This window comes from Bradyrhizobium sp. CCH5-F6, from assembly GCF_001556045.1.
Lineage (GTDB): Bacteria > Pseudomonadota > Alphaproteobacteria > Rhizobiales > Xanthobacteraceae > Bradyrhizobium.
On record NZ_LSIC01000092.1, the window covers coordinates 1 to 16,194 of the forward strand.

The 16,194-nt window shown below is 65.5% G+C and carries 14 protein-coding genes; 7 read left to right on the forward strand and 7 right to left on the reverse strand.

Translation table 11 applies throughout. The features are described from left to right. Positions 1–281 (reverse strand): hypothetical protein (locus AX729_RS40925; RefSeq protein WP_210183197.1); only part of this gene is annotated, 281 nt, incomplete at its 3' end. Here AX729_RS40925 and AX729_RS16120 point away from each other — a divergent pair. The 3 genes from AX729_RS16120 (at position 268) to AX729_RS16130 (ending at position 4,792) form a co-directional block, all read left to right on the forward strand. Next, entirely contained in the window at positions 268–1,818 is a 1,551-nt protein-coding gene (locus AX729_RS16120; protein ID WP_061024699.1) for an ABC transporter substrate-binding protein, read from the forward strand. The genes AX729_RS40925 and AX729_RS16120 overlap by 14 nt on opposite strands. A 4-nt stretch (positions 1,819–1,822) precedes the next feature. After that, on the forward strand, positions 1,823–3,367 hold the full coding sequence (locus AX729_RS16125) for a GMC family oxidoreductase (RefSeq protein ID WP_061024701.1): 1,545 nt from the start codon (positions 1,823–1,825) through the stop codon (positions 3,365–3,367). 1,080 nt (positions 3,368–4,447) lie between these two features. After that, the gene (locus AX729_RS16130) at positions 4,448–4,792 is read left to right on the forward strand and encodes a hypothetical protein (protein ID WP_156457001.1); all 345 of its coding nucleotides are present in this window, start codon (positions 4,448–4,450) and stop codon (positions 4,790–4,792) included. Positions 4,793–5,129: 337 nt separating this feature from the next. On the opposite strand, the gene AX729_RS16135 is transcribed toward AX729_RS16130, so the two are convergent. Continuing rightward, the gene (locus AX729_RS16135; RefSeq protein ID WP_061024706.1) at positions 5,130–5,885 is read right to left on the reverse strand and encodes an SDR family NAD(P)-dependent oxidoreductase; all 756 of its coding nucleotides are present in this window, start codon (positions 5,883–5,885) and stop codon (positions 5,130–5,132) included. Between the two features lie 161 nt (positions 5,886–6,046). Here AX729_RS16135 and AX729_RS16140 point away from each other — a divergent pair, with 161 nt between their 5' ends. Next, a complete protein-coding gene (locus tag AX729_RS16140) occupies positions 6,047–6,940 on the forward strand; it encodes an AraC family transcriptional regulator (RefSeq protein WP_061024708.1) in 894 nt (297 codons plus the stop codon). A 61-nt stretch (positions 6,941–7,001) separates the two neighbouring features. Here the strand turns inward: AX729_RS16140 and chrA are convergent, their stop codons facing one another. After that, the gene (gene chrA, locus AX729_RS16145; RefSeq protein ID WP_061024710.1) at positions 7,002–8,387 is read right to left on the reverse strand and encodes a chromate efflux transporter; all 1,386 of its coding nucleotides are present in this window, start codon (positions 8,385–8,387) and stop codon (positions 7,002–7,004) included. Continuing rightward, complete coding sequence (locus tag AX729_RS16150; protein ID WP_061024712.1) at positions 8,388–9,206, reverse strand: chromate resistance protein ChrB domain-containing protein; 819 nt, start codon at positions 9,204–9,206, stop codon at positions 8,388–8,390. It abuts the gene before it with no gap. A 196-nt stretch (positions 9,207–9,402) separates the two neighbouring features. Between AX729_RS16150 and dmeF the strand changes: the two genes are divergently transcribed. Next, positions 9,403–10,371, forward strand: coding sequence for a CDF family Co(II)/Ni(II) efflux transporter DmeF (gene dmeF, locus AX729_RS16155; RefSeq protein WP_061024714.1), 969 nt, complete (start codon positions 9,403–9,405; stop codon positions 10,369–10,371). A 191-nt stretch (positions 10,372–10,562) separates the two neighbouring features. Here dmeF and AX729_RS16160 read toward each other — a convergent pair whose 3' ends face one another. Together AX729_RS16160 and AX729_RS16165 are read right to left on the reverse strand one after the other, a co-directional pair. After that, a complete protein-coding gene (locus AX729_RS16160; protein WP_061024716.1) occupies positions 10,563–10,754 on the reverse strand; it encodes a hypothetical protein in 192 nt (63 codons plus the stop codon). Between the two features lie 31 nt (positions 10,755–10,785). Beyond that, positions 10,786–11,943: an MFS transporter gene (locus AX729_RS16165; RefSeq protein WP_061024717.1), complete on the reverse strand. Its 1,158-nt coding sequence runs from the start codon at positions 11,941–11,943 to the stop codon at positions 10,786–10,788. A 162-nt stretch (positions 11,944–12,105) separates the two neighbouring features. Here AX729_RS16165 and AX729_RS16170 point away from each other — a divergent pair, with 162 nt between their 5' ends. Further along, positions 12,106–13,365 carry an adenylate/guanylate cyclase domain-containing protein gene (locus AX729_RS16170; RefSeq protein ID WP_061024718.1) on the forward strand — a complete coding sequence of 420 codons (1,260 nt, stop codon included), beginning with the start codon at positions 12,106–12,108 and terminating at the stop codon, positions 13,363–13,365. A 19-nt stretch (positions 13,366–13,384) separates the two neighbouring features. Here the strand turns inward: AX729_RS16170 and AX729_RS16175 are convergent, their stop codons facing one another. Then, complete coding sequence (locus AX729_RS16175; protein WP_061024720.1) at positions 13,385–14,629, reverse strand: MFS transporter; 1,245 nt, start codon at positions 14,627–14,629, stop codon at positions 13,385–13,387. 171 nt (positions 14,630–14,800) lie between these two features. On the opposite strand from AX729_RS16175, the gene AX729_RS16180 reads away from it, so the two are divergent. After that, the gene (locus AX729_RS16180; RefSeq protein ID WP_061024722.1) at positions 14,801–16,153 is read left to right on the forward strand and encodes an Nramp family divalent metal transporter; all 1,353 of its coding nucleotides are present in this window, start codon (positions 14,801–14,803) and stop codon (positions 16,151–16,153) included. The last annotated feature ends 41 nt before the right edge of the window (positions 16,154–16,194 follow it).

Here is a 16,194-nt window from a genome sequence, read left to right on the forward strand (position 1 = left end):
CTGCTCGCACAAAACTCGCCATCGCAACCTCCTTCGCTGAAGTGTTGCGACGAACAGTTGAATCCGCCCAGTACGCCGCGGCCTTTCCGTATCATCACAGGATCTTTGGAATACTGGGTCGCCCGGTCAATCCGGGCGATGACACCGACGGTGTAGCCGCAAACGCGCGGCTGATAGCCGTGTGCGCATACGTCCTTCTGCCGTGTGGGCACGAACATTGCTTTTTGCTGGCGACCGTAACCGTTTCGCCAAGGCAAGAAGAAACCAATGTTCAAACTCAAGTCTTTCGTCCCCGCGCTTCTCGGCCTCGCGCTGGCCGCGGCGCCCGCGCATGCGGCGGGCAATCTCGTCGCAGTGCTCGAGGCGGAAATCGTCACCCTCGATCCGCATTTCTCCACGGCCTACATTTCGCGCACGTTTGGCTACATGGTGTTCGATACGCTGTTTGCGAAGGATTCCAAGGGCGATATGAAGCCGCAGATGGTGCAGGAATGGAAGGTCTCGCCCGACAACTTGACCTACACTTTCACGCTGCGCGACGGCCTGAAGTGGCATGACGGCCAGCCTGTTACGGCCGCCGATTGCGTGGCCTCGCTGCGTCGCTGGGGTACCCGCAGCGCGCTCGGCCGCCGCATCTTCGCGATCACGGCGTCGCTCGAGCCGACCGATGCCAAGACCTTCGTGCTGACCTTGAAGGAGCCGTCCGGTCTCGTCATCGACGCGCTCGGCAATCCCGTCAGCCCCGTCGCCTTCATGATGCCTGAGCGGATCGCGAAGACGCCCGGCGACCAGCGCATCACCGAGATCGTCGGCTCGGGTCCCTTCGTCTACAGCAAGGCCGATCACCGCACCGGCGACCGCATGATCCTGAAGAAATTCGCCGACTATGTGCCGCGCCCCGAGCCAGCCGACTTCCTGGCCGGCGGCAAGCGCGTCAACGTCGATACGCTCGAGATCCGCGTCATTCCCGACGGATCGACCGCGGCGTCCGCATTGCAGGCCGGCGAGGTCGACTTCATGCAATACGCCCCGTTCGATCTGCTGCCGCAGATGGAGAAGAATTCGCGCGTCAAGCTCGTCAACTTCACAGGCGGCAACATGTTCGCGGGCGCCTATCGTCTCAACGCCGCGTCGAAACCGTTCGACGATCCCGCGATCCGGCGCGTGCTGTGGAAGCTGGTCGATCAGCGCGAGGTGCTGGATGCGCTCGGGCTCGATGCCAAATACGCCACGCCTTGCGCGACGTTCTTCACCTGCGGCACCACCTATGAAAGCAAGGCCGGCACCGAAGCTGCAGCCAAGCCCTCGATCGAAGCGGCGAAGGCCGCGCTGAAGGCGACCAAATATGCCGGCGAGCCCGTCATCGTCATGCAGGCCAACGATCTCGAAGCGCCGCGCGTCTCGGCGCAGGTGCTTGCGGAGCGGCTGAAGGCCGCCGGCTTCAACGTCGATCTGCAGGTGATGGATTGGGCGAGCGTGCTGGCGCGCCGCGCCAAGAAGGAAGGCTGGAGCGTCTATGGTGTTCACGCCGGCGGCTTCGATCTGGGTTCGCCGCTGACCAACGTCATGGTTGCCTTCAACTGCGCCGACTTCACCGGCTGGCAATGCGATCAGCGCATCACGCCCTTGATGGAAGCCTTTGCCAAGGCGCCGGCCGAGGAGGACCGCAAGAAGATCGCGGGCGAGATCCAGGCCGTCATGTACGATCAGGCTCCCGGCATTCCGTGGGGCCAGTTCGCGCAGCCCGCCGCCTATCGCGCGACGTTGCGCGGTCTGATACCGTCCGCCATCCCGGTGTTCTGGAACGTTGAGAAGTAACGCGATGTACGATGTCATTGTTGTCGGCGGCGGCTCCGCCGGCGCCGCTGTTGCGGCCCGGCTTTCCGAGGATCCCGCCCGGCGCGTCCTGCTGCTCGAAGCGGGGCGCGACTGGCGCGCCGACGAGGCGCCCTGGGAGGTGCGGACGCCCAATCCCATCCCGATCATTCACAAGCGCGAATACCAGGAGAAATGGCAATGGCCCGACCTGTTGACGCGCCGGGTGGCGGGGCAGGAGCCTCGCTTCTACTGGCGCGGCAAGGGGCTGGGCGGCTCGTCGATGATGAACGGCCAGATCGCTATCCGCGGCGTGGCCGACGCATTCGACGAATGGGCGGCCAATGGCTGCACCGGCTGGTCGGCCAGGGAGGTGATGCCGCTGTTCTCGGTGATCGAGGACGATCTGGAGTTCGGCGATGCCGACGGCCACGGACGCGGCGGACCCTTGCCGGTCTATCGCGCGCCGCCGGAGACATGGGGCCCGATCGATCGCGGCTTGCGCGACGCGGCGCTGGCGAGCGGGTATCCTTGGTGTGCCGATGTCAACGGACCGGACGGCGAGGGCGTCGCCTGCTATCCCATCAACAGCCGGGACAGCCGCCGCATCACCACCAATGAGGGCTATCTCGAGCCCGCGCGCGGCCGTGCCAATCTGGAGATCCGCGGGCATGCGCTGGTCGATCGCGTGCTGATCAGCGACGGCCGGGCGACCGGCGTCCGCGTTCATATCGAGGGGCAGGGCACCCACGAGATCAGCGCGCGCCAGATCGTGCTGTGCGCCGGGGCGATTCACAGTCCGGCGATCCTGCTGCGCTCGGGCATTGGCCCCGCCGAGGAATTGAAGGCGATGGGGATCTCGGTCGCGCGCGATCTGCCGGTCGGCAAGCATTTCTTCGACCACCCGCTGTTTCGCGCCACCATCCAGCTCCGGGAGGCGCTTCGTCCCACCGATCCCGACACCCGCCACACCAATTGCTGCGTGACCTATTCTTCGGGCCTCGCCAATGGCGGCAAGCGCGACATGATCCTGATCGCCTTCAACCACCGCGGCATCGGCGTATCGGGGGCGATTGGCGCCGGGCTGTTCAATGCGTATTCGCGTGGAACGCTCAAACTGGCCTCGACCGATCCATCGATCGATCCTGTGGTCGAGGAGAACATGCTGGCCGATCCCCGCGACATGCTGCGGATGATGGATGCGGTGAAGCGCTTGGCGGTGATCACCTCCCAGCCGGCGCTGTCCGGCATCGCCGACTGGATCAGGCTCGCCGACACCGACCTGACGCTGCCGCAGGCAGCAAGCCTGCCGGATCATGAGCTCGACGCGGTGCTGCGTCGTGAGACCGGCGACATCCAGCATGCCGCCGGCAGCTGCCGCATGAGCGCCGTGGGGGATGCCGACGGCGTGGTGAATCCCGACGGCACGGTGAAGGGGATAAACGGCCTGCGCGTCGCCGACGCCTCGATCATGCCGTCGGACTGCCGCGCCAACACGCATTTCACGACGGTGGTGATCGGGGAAGCGATCGCGCGGATGATGATGCGGTAGCGCCAAAAGATGGTGTCATGCCCCGGCTCGACCGGGGCATCCAGTACGCCGCGGCCTATCTTCTCAATCACGTTCGTCTCGGAGTACTGGATCGCCCGGTCAAGCCGGGCGATGACACCGAGTGTGGTGCTCGCCGCTCCCTCCGCGTCATTGCGAGCGCAGCGAAGCAATCCAGAATCTTTCCGCGGTGATAGTCTGGATTGCTTCGCTGCGCTCGCAATGACGGAGCAAGCGGTGCGGCCATCGCTTCCCATTTCACAGTTCAAACATCAGATGCACGTTCGCCTTCTCGCGGCGCGTCTCGCCCGAGTTTGTGCTTCTCGCATCGCCCCCGTCGAGACAAGGGCGCAGGGAAGGCCGGGCGCCGGCGGCACCCGAGTCCGTGCGCGATAGAAATGCACACGGGGTGGACTACAGGTGTTGCCGGTCGCCCGGCCTTCCCTGCGCGAATGGTTTTAACGGTGTCCTTCGTGCTCTCCTCGGGGAGCGTTGCACTATTGCCCCCGTCGCCTTGCGGATGATCGATGCGCGTGCCGGTCGGCCGCCACATCACCGCAAGGCTTGACGCACAGACCCCGGGCGTCAGGACCACACGACTTCTCCGTACGCGCACGTCTTCGCTGGGAATCCGAGGGGTGGCGTGTGCTCGCCCCCGAAGCCATGCGAAGACGCTGTCAGCGTCGTGTCGTATGCGCGAAGGCCATTGCTCACGGCCGAAGCCGCCCTGCAATGCCGTTGCGCCCGACGCCGTCGCGTCCATCGCTGCCCGGCCCGCGGTTCGTGACGATCGCGATCCGCCCCTTGTCTCGGGCCGGGGTGTTTCGCTTGTACGACAAATCCGAAATTCGGTAAAGTGGAATGTTTTGCACGTAGGACTTGACAGGCGGGGTCGTCAAACTGACCGGGTGTTTTGCCCGCCGGACCATGTCCTCCCCGAAGCCGATGAAGCCGACGCGCTTCCCCCAAAACGCCCTCTCGTCTTGCGGTCCGATTTAACACGGACACTGTGAACGAGCTAACATCCTATCGTTGCAAACTACTTTAGATAGAATGGCGAGGGGCTTTTTTGGGAGTCTTAAGATGACAACATATTCTGGTACGTCGCTTGCTCCGCCTGAGGAAATGCAAGAAGCAACGATACAAACAGCGAAGTCAGCCGAAGAAATTATCACGCGGGGCGAAGGCTTCATCACCGGCGTGGGTCGCGGTCGGATCAATGTGAGAGGCAACGCCACTGGGCTTGGCATCAGTTCAGGTTCGAACATGGTCGCCAGCGTGACCGAAGTCGACGGGAACAATGTACCTTTTGTCGGCCTCGCCGACTGCAAGGTCTACAACGTTGCTCCCTTTCAAGACGGAGCCGTTATTCGGATCGATTTGGTTTGGGGAAGCGACATTCGCTACAAGATACTGATGCGTTGGTGACTGCACTGCGAACTACGACCAGCATCGTCGCTTAAATCTCGGCGCGACATCCACTGAGCCGACGCCGAAAGCAGGACTCAACGATGAAGTCCCCGCCATGGCGGGCCTTCTCGTCATCCGCTCGTCTTTCGGTCAGTTCGAAAAGTGACCGCGGCTGCTTTGCCCGACGGGTAGGATTGTCGAGTCCGACCTGGACGCGACGTCATGGCCTAAAGCGCGATGCGATTAGGATGAATCGTCGTCGCCCTTTAGGTTGTTGTTTTGAGACAGACTGGGGCACACAAGGGCCGCTCCAAACTGATAGAGCGGCCTTTGATCCCCTGAGCGATATTCGCGCTCAGATCGTCTGACCGCCTGATACCTCGATCCGTTGTCCCGTGACCCAGCGATTGTCCTCACTCAACAGGCTCGCGACCATCGGACCGATATCATCCGGGACGCCAACGCGGCCCAGCGCTGTCATGGCGGCAAATTGCTTGTTCACGTCCGGATTGTCGCGCACCAGGCCACCGCCGAAGTCGGTTTCGATTGCCCCAGGCGCAACGCTATTGACGCGGATTCCACGCGGTCCAAGCTCCCTGGCCATGCAGACCGCCATCATGTCGGCAGCGGCTTTCGCCATGGTGTAGACGGCGAAGCCCGGATAGGTGACCCGTGTCAGGCCGCTGCCGATGGTCACGATCGAGCCGCCGTCTGCCATCAACGGCAAGAGAGCCTGCGTCAGGAAGAATACGCCTTTGACATGCAGGTTCATCTGTTGATCGAATTGAGCCTCGGTGGTCTCGCCGAGCGTGGCGAAGAGGCCGTCGCCGGCATTGTGCACGAGGTGGTCGAAGTTCTCTCGATCAAATGTTTCCTTCAGCGCCTGACCCAGTGTTTGCGCGAAGATCGGAAATTTGGCGACGTCGGCGCTGTCCAACTGAAAGGCCAAGGCCCGGCGTCCGAGCGCCTTGATCTCAGAAACGACGCTCTCCGCGAGATCCGCACGACTGCGGTACGTGATGATGACGTCACTGCCCTTGCGCGCGATGTTGACGGCCATGTTGCGGCCAAGCCCGCGGCTCGCGCCGGTGACGATTGCGATTTTAGCCATGTCATGTCTCCTTCGTTGACGCGGCGAAGGTGGCACACACCGCAACATTGCAGTTGTCGGATCCTTGAGGATTCTTGCCTATTCCTCCAAATGGCCGCCGCGCCGGAGCAGTCCAAGCCATGTCGGGTTGCCGGAGCCCGCGGTTGCTGTAAATTCGCGGAATGACGACGACCTTGCTCGAAGTTGTTCGCCGCTACGCGGATTTGCATTCCGACCAGAACGGCGCCGCCACGACGCCGATCCCCGGGCTTACGGCCATACGAGCCGCGACACAGGGCCAGCTCCAGCACGCGATCAACCGGCCGCTTGTTGCGCTTGTCCTGCAGGGCCGTAAACGCGTGACGATGGGATCGCACACCTTCGATTTCGGCGCGGGGGAGTCGCTCCTGATCTCTGCGGATGTTCCAACCGTCAGCCAGATCACCCGTGCCAGCGCGCGAGTCCCCTATGTTTCTCTGGTCGTTGAGCTCGACCCGGCGATGATCGCGAGCCTGATCGTGGAGATGAACCTGGCTCCGGAACAGAAAGGCTCTCCCGTGCGCGTCGATCCGACTGATTCGGAGGTTGCCGATGCCGCGCTCCGATTGATGCGGCTGCTCGAGCGCCCGTCTTCTTTGCCGGTTCTGCGATCTCAGTTCGTTCGCGAAATCCACTACTGGCTGCTGGCGGGGCGACACGGTGCAGCGATAAGGGCTCTGGGAGTGGCCGATAGCCATGCGCAACGAATCGCGCGCGCCGTCGCGATCATTCGATCGGAATATACAAAGCCGCTGCGCGTCGAACGCCTGGCGGAAGCGGCTGCCATGAGTCCGTCCTCGTTTCACCAGCACTTCCGTGCGATTACGTCTCTTAGTCCCTTGCAATTTCAGAAGCAGCTGCGGCTCATCGAGGCGCGTAGGAGGATGCTGTCGGAGGGCCTGGAAGTGAGCAGCGCGGCCTTCGAAGTAGGTTACGAGAGCGTGCCGCAATTCACGAGAGAATATGGGCGTATGTTCGGGCTGCCGCCCGCCAAGGATATCAAGATTGCGCTCAGCCAATTGGACACTGCAGCCTGAGGCCAAGCCGTCGACGGCCCCAGGACATTCAAGGCGGGCAGCGTACCGGCGCGTTCCTCTTCTAAATGATGCCCGCCAGCCTTAGCCCCACACCCGCCGCGCAGCTCCCCGCCAGCACCGTCAACATCCCCAGCTTGAACCGGAAGATCGCGGTTGCCGCCGCGATCGCCAGCAGCAGCGCGGGCACATCGACGCTCGTCAGCACCGGCCTGTCGAAGTTCAGCGGGAACGCATGCACCGGCACGGTCTCGCGGAACAGCGTGTGGAGCGCGAACCAGATCGAGAGGTTGAGGATCACGCCGACGACGGCGGCGGTGATTGCGCTGAGCGCACCGGCGAGGCCAATGTTGCCGCGCAGGCGCTCGATATAGGGGGCGCCGACGAAGATCCAGAGGAAGCAGGGTGTGAAGGTGACCCAGGTCGCGAGCAGGCCGCCGAGCGTCGCCGCCAGCATCGGCGACAGGCCGCCGGGATCGCGGTAGGCCGCCATGAAGCCCACGAATTGCAGCACCATGATCAGCGGGCCCGGCGTGGTCTCGGCCATGCCGAGGCCGTCGAGCATCTCGTGCGGTTTCAGCCAGTGATAATGCTCGACCGCCTGCTGGGCGACGTAGGCCAGCACGGCGTAGGCACCGCCGAAGGTGACCAGCGCCATCTTCGAGAAGAACAATGCGATCTGGCTGAACACATTGGCCTGTCCGACGAGTACCAGCAGCGCGATCACCGGCACCAGCCACAGCGCCAGCCAGAGTGCACTGAGGCGGATCGCGCGCGCCGTGTTGGGACGCACGTGCGCGGGCACGGCATCGCCGAGCATGCTGTCGATCACGGCGCCGCTGCCGGCGGGACCGTGACCGGCCGGCGCGAACTCCGGACGGCCGCTTCGTGCGCCGGCATAGCCGATGATGCCGGCGGCGATGATGATGATCGGGAAGGGGACCGCGAAGAAGAAAATCGCGACGAAGGCCGCGGCCGCGAGCGCGATCATGATGCGGTTCTTCAGCGCGCGCTTGCCGACGCGCACCACGGCCTCGACGACGATGGCGAGCACGGCGGCCTTCAGGCCGAAGAACAGCGCCTCGACGAAGCTGACATTGCCGAATGCGGCATAGATGTAACTCAGTCCCATGATGGCGATGATGCCGGGCAGGATGAACAGCCCGCCCGCCATCAGGCCGCCGGCGGTGCGATGCATCAGCCAGCCGACATAGGTCGCGAGCTGCTGCGCCTCCGGTCCCGGCAGCAGCATGCAGTAGTTCAGCGCATGCAGGAAACGGCCCTCGGAGATCCACTTCTTCTCTTCGACCAGGATACGGTGCATCACCGCGATCTGGCCCGCGGGCCCGCCGAAGCTCAAGGACGCGACGCGGAGCCAGACGCGAAAGGCCTCGTTGAAGCTGACGCCGTGACCGGCGTCAGCTCCCGCTTGAACGTTACGGGTGTCCATCTACGCCTTCACCTTGTTGGTCGGCCAGTTGTGGGTCTCGGCGGTGGCGTCGCGGCACCAGCGGTAGAAGGCGTCGTAGAGCAGCATGCCGGCCTCGAGCTGTTCGAGGTCGTCGTCGTACATCCGGGACAGACCGAGCGAGGCCGCGAGCAGTCCCGGTGCCTCCGGCGCGAGATCCGGCCGCGCGGTGTCGGCGCCGCGCACCAGGGTGGCTAGTCGCAGCAAGGCCGGCGTTGCGATCTCGAATTCCTCGATCATCACGTCGAAGGTGCAGAGCTCGCCACGGTGGCTCCAGAACACGTTCTCGATGTCGAAGGGCGCGGCGCCAAAGCGCTCGCCGACGCCGACCACCTCGGACGGCGCGACGTAGAGGAACACCGCGTTGGGATCGACGAAGCGGCGGATCAGCCAGGGGCAGGCAATGCGATCGACCTTGGGCCGCGCCCGGGTGACCCAGACGGTGCGCCCCCTGGCATCGCGTGGCGGCAACTTGCGGGCATCGACCAGCGGCAGTTTGGCCGCCTTCCAGCCCTCGAAGCCGCCCTCCAGCGTTTCGGCTTGCACGCCGAGCTGGCGCAGCCAGGCCGCGGTGCCTTGCGCGAGCTTCTCGCCGCGGAGGCAGGAGACGACGGCGCGGCGGCCGGCGAAGGCGCCGCCCCAGTCCGTCACATTGTCGTGGCTGAGCTTGATGGAGCCGGGGATCAGCCGCCGGTCGGCGGCAAAATCCTCGTCGGTCCGCACATCGATCAGCGCAGGCGCGTTCGCCGTGCCGATCAGCCGTGCCAGTTTGTCGGATGATATGGTCGTGAATGTTGACATGATGCGTCCTCGCAAGAACCAACGGGACGCGATGCTTGGGCCTGTCGCCTCGTGGGGAGATCGCTCAAATCCCCATGCCGCAGATTACAGCGAAACTAAGCGGCACTGTCAATCCGCGGGACGGTTGGACCTTAGAAAATCGGTGCCCGCCGTCTATACTGCACGCCGACAGACCTGAATCTCTCGGGAGAATTCGATGCATTCCCACTCCATCGAACAATGGACCCATGACCACGCCTTCCTCGGCGAGAAGCACGACGAGAACGAGCGGCGCACCTGGCTCGTGGTCGTCCTGACGCTTGTCATGATGGTCGGCGAGATCGTGGCAGGATCGCTGTTCGGTTCGATGGCGCTCTTGGCCGACGGCTGGCACATGGGCACGCATGCGGCGGCGCTCGGCATTGCCGCCTTCGCCTATCGTTTCGCGCGCCGACACCTGGGGAATTCCCATTTCACCTTCGGCACCGGCAAGTTCGGGGATCTTGCCGCCTTCGCCAGCGCGATCATCCTGGGCCTGGTTGCGGTCGAGATCGCCTATGAGAGCGTGCTGCGGCTGATCACGCCGGTGCCGATCGTCTATGGCGAAGCCATGGCCGTCGCTGCGCTCGGCTTGTGCGTCAATCTCGCCAGCGTGTGGCTGCTGCGCGATCACCACGATCATCACCATCACGGTCACGAGCATGGCCATGCGCATGATGACCACGACGATCATGATCACGGCCATCATCATCACCACCATCACCACGACAACAACCTTCGCGCGGCCTATGTCCATGTCATGACCGATGCCGCGACCTCGGTGCTGGCGATCGCAGCGCTCGCCGTCGCCATGTATTCGGGCTGGGTCTGGGCCGATCCGGCGGTGGGCCTGATCGGCAGCGTCGTGATCGCGAGCTGGGCGTTCGGCCTGATCAAGTCGTCGGGTGCGGTGCTCCTCGACGTGCGCGCCGACGAGAAGCTGGAGCGGGTGATCCGGGCCCGCATGGAGGTCGGCGACGATCGCGTCACCGACCTCCATCTCTGGCAGGTCGGCCCCGGCCATTGTGCCGTGCTGCTCTCGGTGGTGTCGGACAAGCCGAAGCAGCCGGCCGTCTACAAGCGGCGGCTCGCGGGACTGAAGGGCCTCAGCCACGTCACGGTCGAGGTGGAGACCTGCCCGCATTGACGGGAGCTAACTGCGTCGCGGCGGCGCCGGAGCAAGCGCCTCGTCCTTCGAGACGACCGCTTCGCGGTCCCTCAGGATGAGGCTGAACGGCATTGTGATGCGCGTTTAATCCGGCGCAGCACATTCGATCCTCATCCTGAGGGCCCGCCAACGGCGGGCGTCTCGAAGGATGTGCTGCGGGGAAGGCTGCCTCAGCTCTTCGGCGCCGTCACCGCCGGCGGGCTCGCGTCCGGTGTCTTCTTCGGCTTCAGCGTGCCGGCATAGAACGAGATCAGCCACACCAAGAGGACGGCGAGGAGGTAGACGCCCCAGGCCTGCGGCGGCGTGGTCGCCCAGCGCAGGAGGCCTTTGAATGTGCGGGGCGGGCCGGCATCGTCGCTCATCGCTCGCTTGTGCGCGAAAGCGGCCGTGCCGTCAATCAGGCCGCTGCACGGGGCGGATCAGGAACAGCGCCGCCAAGGCCGAGAGGCTGAGCGCGGACGAGACGATCAGCACCTTGGCGCCCATGACGTCGATGAGCAGGCCGAACACCAGCGGCGCCACTGCCTGCGCCATCCGCGCCGGAGCGCCGATGATGCCGAGGCGATAGCCGAAATCCTTCGGGCCGAAGATCGCCAGCGGCAGGGTGCCGCGCGCGATGGTCAGGATGCCGTTGCCCGAGCCGTAGAGTAGCGCAAAGGCGCTCGCGGCAGCGCCGCCGAAGATCGCGACGATCACGGCGCCGAGCGGATGGGTGAGGCAGGCGAGGCGTGTCGACCACAGCGGATGGAAGCGGCTGAGGAAGCCGGCCTCCAACATGCGCGCCCCGACTTGCGCCGGGCCGATCAGGGCGCCGGCCGCGATCGCCTCGGCCGGCGTGGCCCCTGTCGCCTCGAGGATGCGCGGGAAATGCGCGGCCATCGCGCCGGTGACGGTCCAGACCGCGGCAAAGATGAAGGCGAGCAGGAGCATGGTGCGGTCGAGCGGCAAATGCGGCTTCTCGGCCGTGGCCGCAGCCTGCTTCGCGCCCTTGATCGCCGGCAGCATGAAGAAATTGAGCGGCAGGCCGATCAGGATGTTGGCGGCAGCCCAGGCAAAGCAGGTGTCGCGCCAGCCGATATGGGCGATGCCCCAGGCGGTGAGCGGCCAGCCGACGGTAGAAGCGAAGCCCGCCATCAGCGTGATTCCGGTGATGGGCCTGCGCGCCTCGGTGCCGTAGATGCGGCCGAGCGCTGCGAAGGCGGCGTCGTAGAGCCCCATCGCCATGCCGATGCCGAGCACGAGCCAGGCGATCGCCATCACCGCGATCGATTGCGAGAACCCAAGGAGCACGAGGCCGGCGGCAATGATCAGGTTCGAGGTCGACAGCACCTGACGGCCGCCGACGAGATCGATCTGCCGTCCGATGCGCGGGCCGAGCATGGCCGAGATCACCAGCGCGGCCGAAAACGCGCCGAAGATCCAGTTGGAGGAGACGCCGAGGTCGCGCGCCATGGGATCGGCGAGCAGCGCCGGCACATAATAGCTCGAAGCCCAGGCCAGGGTTTGCGTGGTGCCGAGCGCCAAGATGATTGGAAGCTGGCGCTGGGTCATGTCCTCGTGCTTCGGCCCGGTTGCGTCATCTCCTGCATTTGCCGCTTGCGGCGAGAGCGCGTCAACAGCGCCTGCGACATATTCGACCTGCTGAGAACGGAAGGCTCGGCTGCACCGTACGCGCGGCCTTTCGTTCGTCACGAAGGCACGCCATAATGGCGCATGCAATTGACCTCGCGCGTTGCGCTGATGAACTGGCTGACCGGCCAGGGGCTCACGGGCCTTCCTGAAAACGAACTGCTCCGCGGCTTCTGCGAGCGCTGCTGCGCCGAAGGGCTGGAACTGTCGCGGGCACTGGTCGTCATCGACACGCTGCACCCGATCTACGAGGGGCGCGGCTTCCGCTGGAGCGACCGTCCCAGCAACGAGAGCGATGCGTTCGAATACGGCTCGACCGCGGACGGCGACGCCGCCAGGAACTGGCGGCGCTCGGTGTTCTTCCACATGCTCGAGCACGGCCACGACGAGATGGTGATCGATCTTGCCGAGGCGCCGTCGCTGGATTTCTCGCAGATCGGCGAGCTCGCCGAGAAGGGCCACAAGCACTATCTCGCCTTCGTGCACCGCTTCGGCGAGAACGGCGCGCTCGGGCTGATGGACTGCCTTTATTCCTGCTGGACCACGCGGCGCGAGAGCGGCTTCAGCGGGGTGGAACTCGAAGCGCTGCGCGATCTGGTCCCGGTGCTCGGGCTCGCGATCAAGTCGGCGCAGCAGGTCGACATCGCGCGCACGCTCGGGCGCGTCTATCTCGGCCGCGACGCGTCCGAGCAGGTGCTGCGCGGGCGAATCTCGCGCGGCATCACCGAGCGCATCAACGCCGTGCTGTGGTATTCGGACCTGCGCGGCTCGACCGGGATCAGCGAGAGCATCGGCCCCGACGAGATCATTCCGTTCCTCAACGACTACGCGCAGGCCGTGATCGACCCGATCCACGATGCCGGAGGCGACGTGTTGAAGCTGATCGGCGACGGCGTGCTGGCGATGTTCACCGGCGAGGACATGGCGGCGGCCCGCCGCGCGGCGCTACGGGCGGAGCATCTGTTCCGCAAGAACGTCGCGGTGCTGAACGCCCGCCGCGCCGCGGCCGGCCGTCCCACCACGTCGGCCTATATCGGCCTGCATGTCGGAGAGGTCTTCTACGGCAACATCGGCAGCGAGGACCGTCTCGACTTCACCGTGGTCGGACCGACCGTCAACGAGGTCAGCCGCATCGCCTCGATGAGCCGCTCGGTCGACCGCGAGCTGCTGGCCTCGTCGGAATTCTACCAGGGCCTCGACGCCGCGGGGCGCCGCTATCTCGTCTCCACCGGCCGTTACGCCCTGCGCGGCATCGGCCGTGCGCAGGATCTCTACACGCTCGATCCGGAGGTCGACGCGAGCGAGCCGGTGGCGGGGAGCTACGAGCGGTACCTGGCGAATTGAACTCGCAATGACGGCGCGGCTAGCACCGCGCAGCCGCTTCATCTCCCACCATGTCCGGCTGCCGGTCCAGCGTCACAGCAGGTGACAGCAGGATCACCAGCGCCTGCAGTCCGAAGACGGCGGCGGCGAGATACAGGCACGCTTCCGCGCTCCAGAGGCCGCCGACAATCGCGCCCAGCGCCGAGCCGAGCGGACGGGCGCCGTAGCTCATGATGTTGATGGCGGAGACGCGTCCCAGAAGGCGCGGCGGCGTCACCGACTGGCGCAGCGTCGTCGTCGAGATCACCCAGAGGATCGGCCCGACGCCGAGCAGGAAGAAACTCAGGCCCGCGAGCCAGGGGTAGGGGAGCAGCACCGTCAGCGCCATCGCCAATGCGGCGACGAAGCCGGTGACGGGGCCGAGTCCGACCACGGTGCCAAACGCGAGGCGCTGCATCACGCGCGTGGCGAGGAGGGCGCCGATCACCATTCCGACGCCGTACATCGTCAGCACCGTGCCGACGCCGGCGGCCGACAAGCCGAGATGCCGCACGGCGTAAGGCACGAACACCGCGATCTGCAGGAACCAGCCGGTGTTGAAGATGAACTGGGTGACGAATATCGGCCGCAGCAGCGGATGGTGGAACACGAAGGCCGCGCCTTCGCGGATTTCCTGAAGGGGATGGCGCTGCGGCGACGGTGCGCGCGCGGGCTCGTAGATGCCCGAGAGCAGCACGACCGCGACAGCCGAGAGCGCCGCGGCAAAGCCGAACGCCGGGCTTGCGCCCCACCATCCCACCAGCACGCCGCCGAGCGCGGGTCCGCTGGCAAAGGCGATGGTGCGCGCGAGCTCGATGCGGGCATTGGCGGCGGGCAACTGGTCCGGGCTCACCAGCGAGGGCACCAGCGCTGGCGCGGCGACGCTGTAGACGACGGTGCCGCACACGGCAGCGAAGCCGAGCAGGGCCAGCAACGGCAAGTCGAGGGCGCCCAGCGTCAGCAGGAGCACGATGGCGGCGAGCGCGGCGGCCCGCAACGCCTCGGCCCCCGCCATCAGCCGGCGGCGGGAGATGCGGTCCGCGAGCACGCCCGCGGGAATGGCGAACAGGACGAAGGGCAAGGTGAGCGCGGTCTGGAGCAAGCCGGTCCGTCCTTCGGCAACCCCCAACGTCAGCACGGCGACGATGGGCGCTGCGGCGAGCGCGATCTGCTCGGCCGATTGCGCCGCCAGGTTCGACCAGGCGAGGCGGTTGAAGGTGTCGGGAAGGCGAGGGGGCGTTGACATGGCTCATATCCTGCAAAGGCGAATTGGCGCCAATGTTCACCCTGACGACCACCAGACCCACCCGCTTCCCGACAACGGGGCGGGGCCTCCAACAGGCCGCGGCGAAAACGGTGCGGCTAGATGCAGTTGCAAATGAGTTGCAATAAGAATGAACTTGGGTATTCTGGCGGCATGGATGCCCGATCGCCCGAACTAACCCCCGACTCCGCCGGCTGGCGTGCCGACGCGCCCACCACCAAGAGCCTCGCCGAGGTCAATGCCACGGTCGCGATCCCGGTCGCTGGCCACTGGTCGCGGCGGCTGCTGGCCTTCGTCGGTCCGGGCTATCTCGTCTCGGTCGGCTACATGGACCCCGGCAATTGGGCGACCGACCTCGCCGGCGGGTCGAAGTTCGGCTACACGCTGCTCTCCGTCATCCTGCTCTCGAATTTGATGGCGATCCTGCTCCAGTCGCTGGCGGCACGGCTCGGCATCGTCACCGACCGCGACCTCGCGCAGGCCTGCCGCGCGACCTATTCGCCCCCGGTGAACTTCCTGCTCTGGCTCGCCTGCGAGGCGGCGATCATCGCCTGCGATCTCGCCGAGGTGATCGGCACTGCGATCGCGCTGAAACTGCTGTTCGGCATTCCCCTGATCGGCGGCGCATTGCTCGCCGCGCTCGACGCCTTCCTGCTGCTGCTTCTGATGAATCGCGGCTTCCGCTTCCTGGAAGCCTTCGTCATCGCGCTACTCGTGGTGATCGCGGTCTGCTTCGCAGTCCAGATCGTGGCTGCGGCCCCGCCGGTGGCGGAGGTCCTGCGCGGCTTCGTGCCGAAGAGCGAGATCTTCACCAATTCCGAGATGCTCTACATCGCGATCGGCATCATCGGCGCGACCGTGATGCCGCATAATCTGTACCTGCACTCCTCGATCGTGCAGACGCGCGCCTATGAGCGCAACGACGAAGGTCGCCGCGAGGCGATCAAATGGGCGACGACGGACTCGACCATCGCCCTGATGCTGGCGCTGTTCATCAATGCCGCGATCCTCGTGGTCGCGGCGGCGACCTTCCACAAGAGCGGCCATTCGGACGTTGCCGGGATTGAACAGGCGTTCGAGCTCCTGTCGCCGCTGCTCGGCCTCGGCATCGCCTCGACGCTGTTCGCGGTAGCGCTGCTCGCCTCGGGCCTGAACTCGACGGTGACGGCGACGCTCGCCGGCCAGATCGTGATGGAAGGCTTTCTCGACCTGCGCCTGCCGAACTGGGCGCGCCGCCTGCTGACGCGCGGCATCGCCATCGTTCCGGTGATCGTCGTCACGGCGATCTATGGCGAACGCGGCACGGCGGATCTGCTGGTGTTCAGCCAGGTCGTGCTGTCGATGCAACTGCCCTTCGCCGTCATCCCGCTGGTGCGCTTCGTCTCCGACCGCCGCAAGATGGGCCGGTTCGCGATTCCGAAGTCAGTCGCCGCGCTCGCGTGGGTCGTTGCGGGCGTCATCGTGGTGCTGAACTTGAAGCTGCTCGCCGATACGCTGTTCGGCTAGGACAGGGCGCCTGTTTCGCGGCACCTGTTCGCGAGAGCCGC

Excerpts from the sequence above, each read along its gene's own strand:
- AX729_RS16120 (WP_061024699.1), top strand. The coding sequence starts at position 268 with ATGTTCAAACTCAAGTCTTTCGTCCCCGCGCTTCTCGGCCTCGCGCTG.
- AX729_RS16140 (WP_061024708.1), top strand. The coding sequence starts at position 6,047 with ATGACGACGACCTTGCTCGAAGTTGTTCGCCGCTACGCGGATTTGCAT.
- AX729_RS16130 (WP_156457001.1), top strand. The coding sequence starts at position 4,448 with ATGACAACATATTCTGGTACGTCGCTTGCTCCGCCTGAGGAAATGCAA.
- AX729_RS16135 (WP_061024706.1), bottom strand. The coding sequence starts at position 5,885 with ATGGCTAAAATCGCAATCGTCACCGGCGCGAGCCGCGGGCTTGGCCGC.
- AX729_RS16180 (WP_061024722.1), top strand. The coding sequence starts at position 14,801 with ATGGATGCCCGATCGCCCGAACTAACCCCCGACTCCGCCGGCTGGCGT.
- AX729_RS16150 (WP_061024712.1), bottom strand. The coding sequence starts at position 9,206 with ATGTCAACATTCACGACCATATCATCCGACAAACTGGCACGGCTGATC.
- AX729_RS16170 (WP_061024718.1), top strand. The coding sequence starts at position 12,106 with ATGCAATTGACCTCGCGCGTTGCGCTGATGAACTGGCTGACCGGCCAG.
- AX729_RS16160 (WP_061024716.1), bottom strand. The coding sequence starts at position 10,754 with ATGAGCGACGATGCCGGCCCGCCCCGCACATTCAAAGGCCTCCTGCGC.
- AX729_RS16165 (WP_061024717.1), bottom strand. The coding sequence starts at position 11,943 with ATGACCCAGCGCCAGCTTCCAATCATCTTGGCGCTCGGCACCACGCAA.
- dmeF (WP_061024714.1), top strand. The coding sequence starts at position 9,403 with ATGCATTCCCACTCCATCGAACAATGGACCCATGACCACGCCTTCCTC.
- chrA (WP_061024710.1), bottom strand. The coding sequence starts at position 8,387 with ATGGACACCCGTAACGTTCAAGCGGGAGCTGACGCCGGTCACGGCGTC.
- AX729_RS16125 (WP_061024701.1), top strand. The coding sequence starts at position 1,823 with ATGTACGATGTCATTGTTGTCGGCGGCGGCTCCGCCGGCGCCGCTGTT.
- AX729_RS16175 (WP_061024720.1), bottom strand. The coding sequence starts at position 14,629 with ATGTCAACGCCCCCTCGCCTTCCCGACACCTTCAACCGCCTCGCCTGG.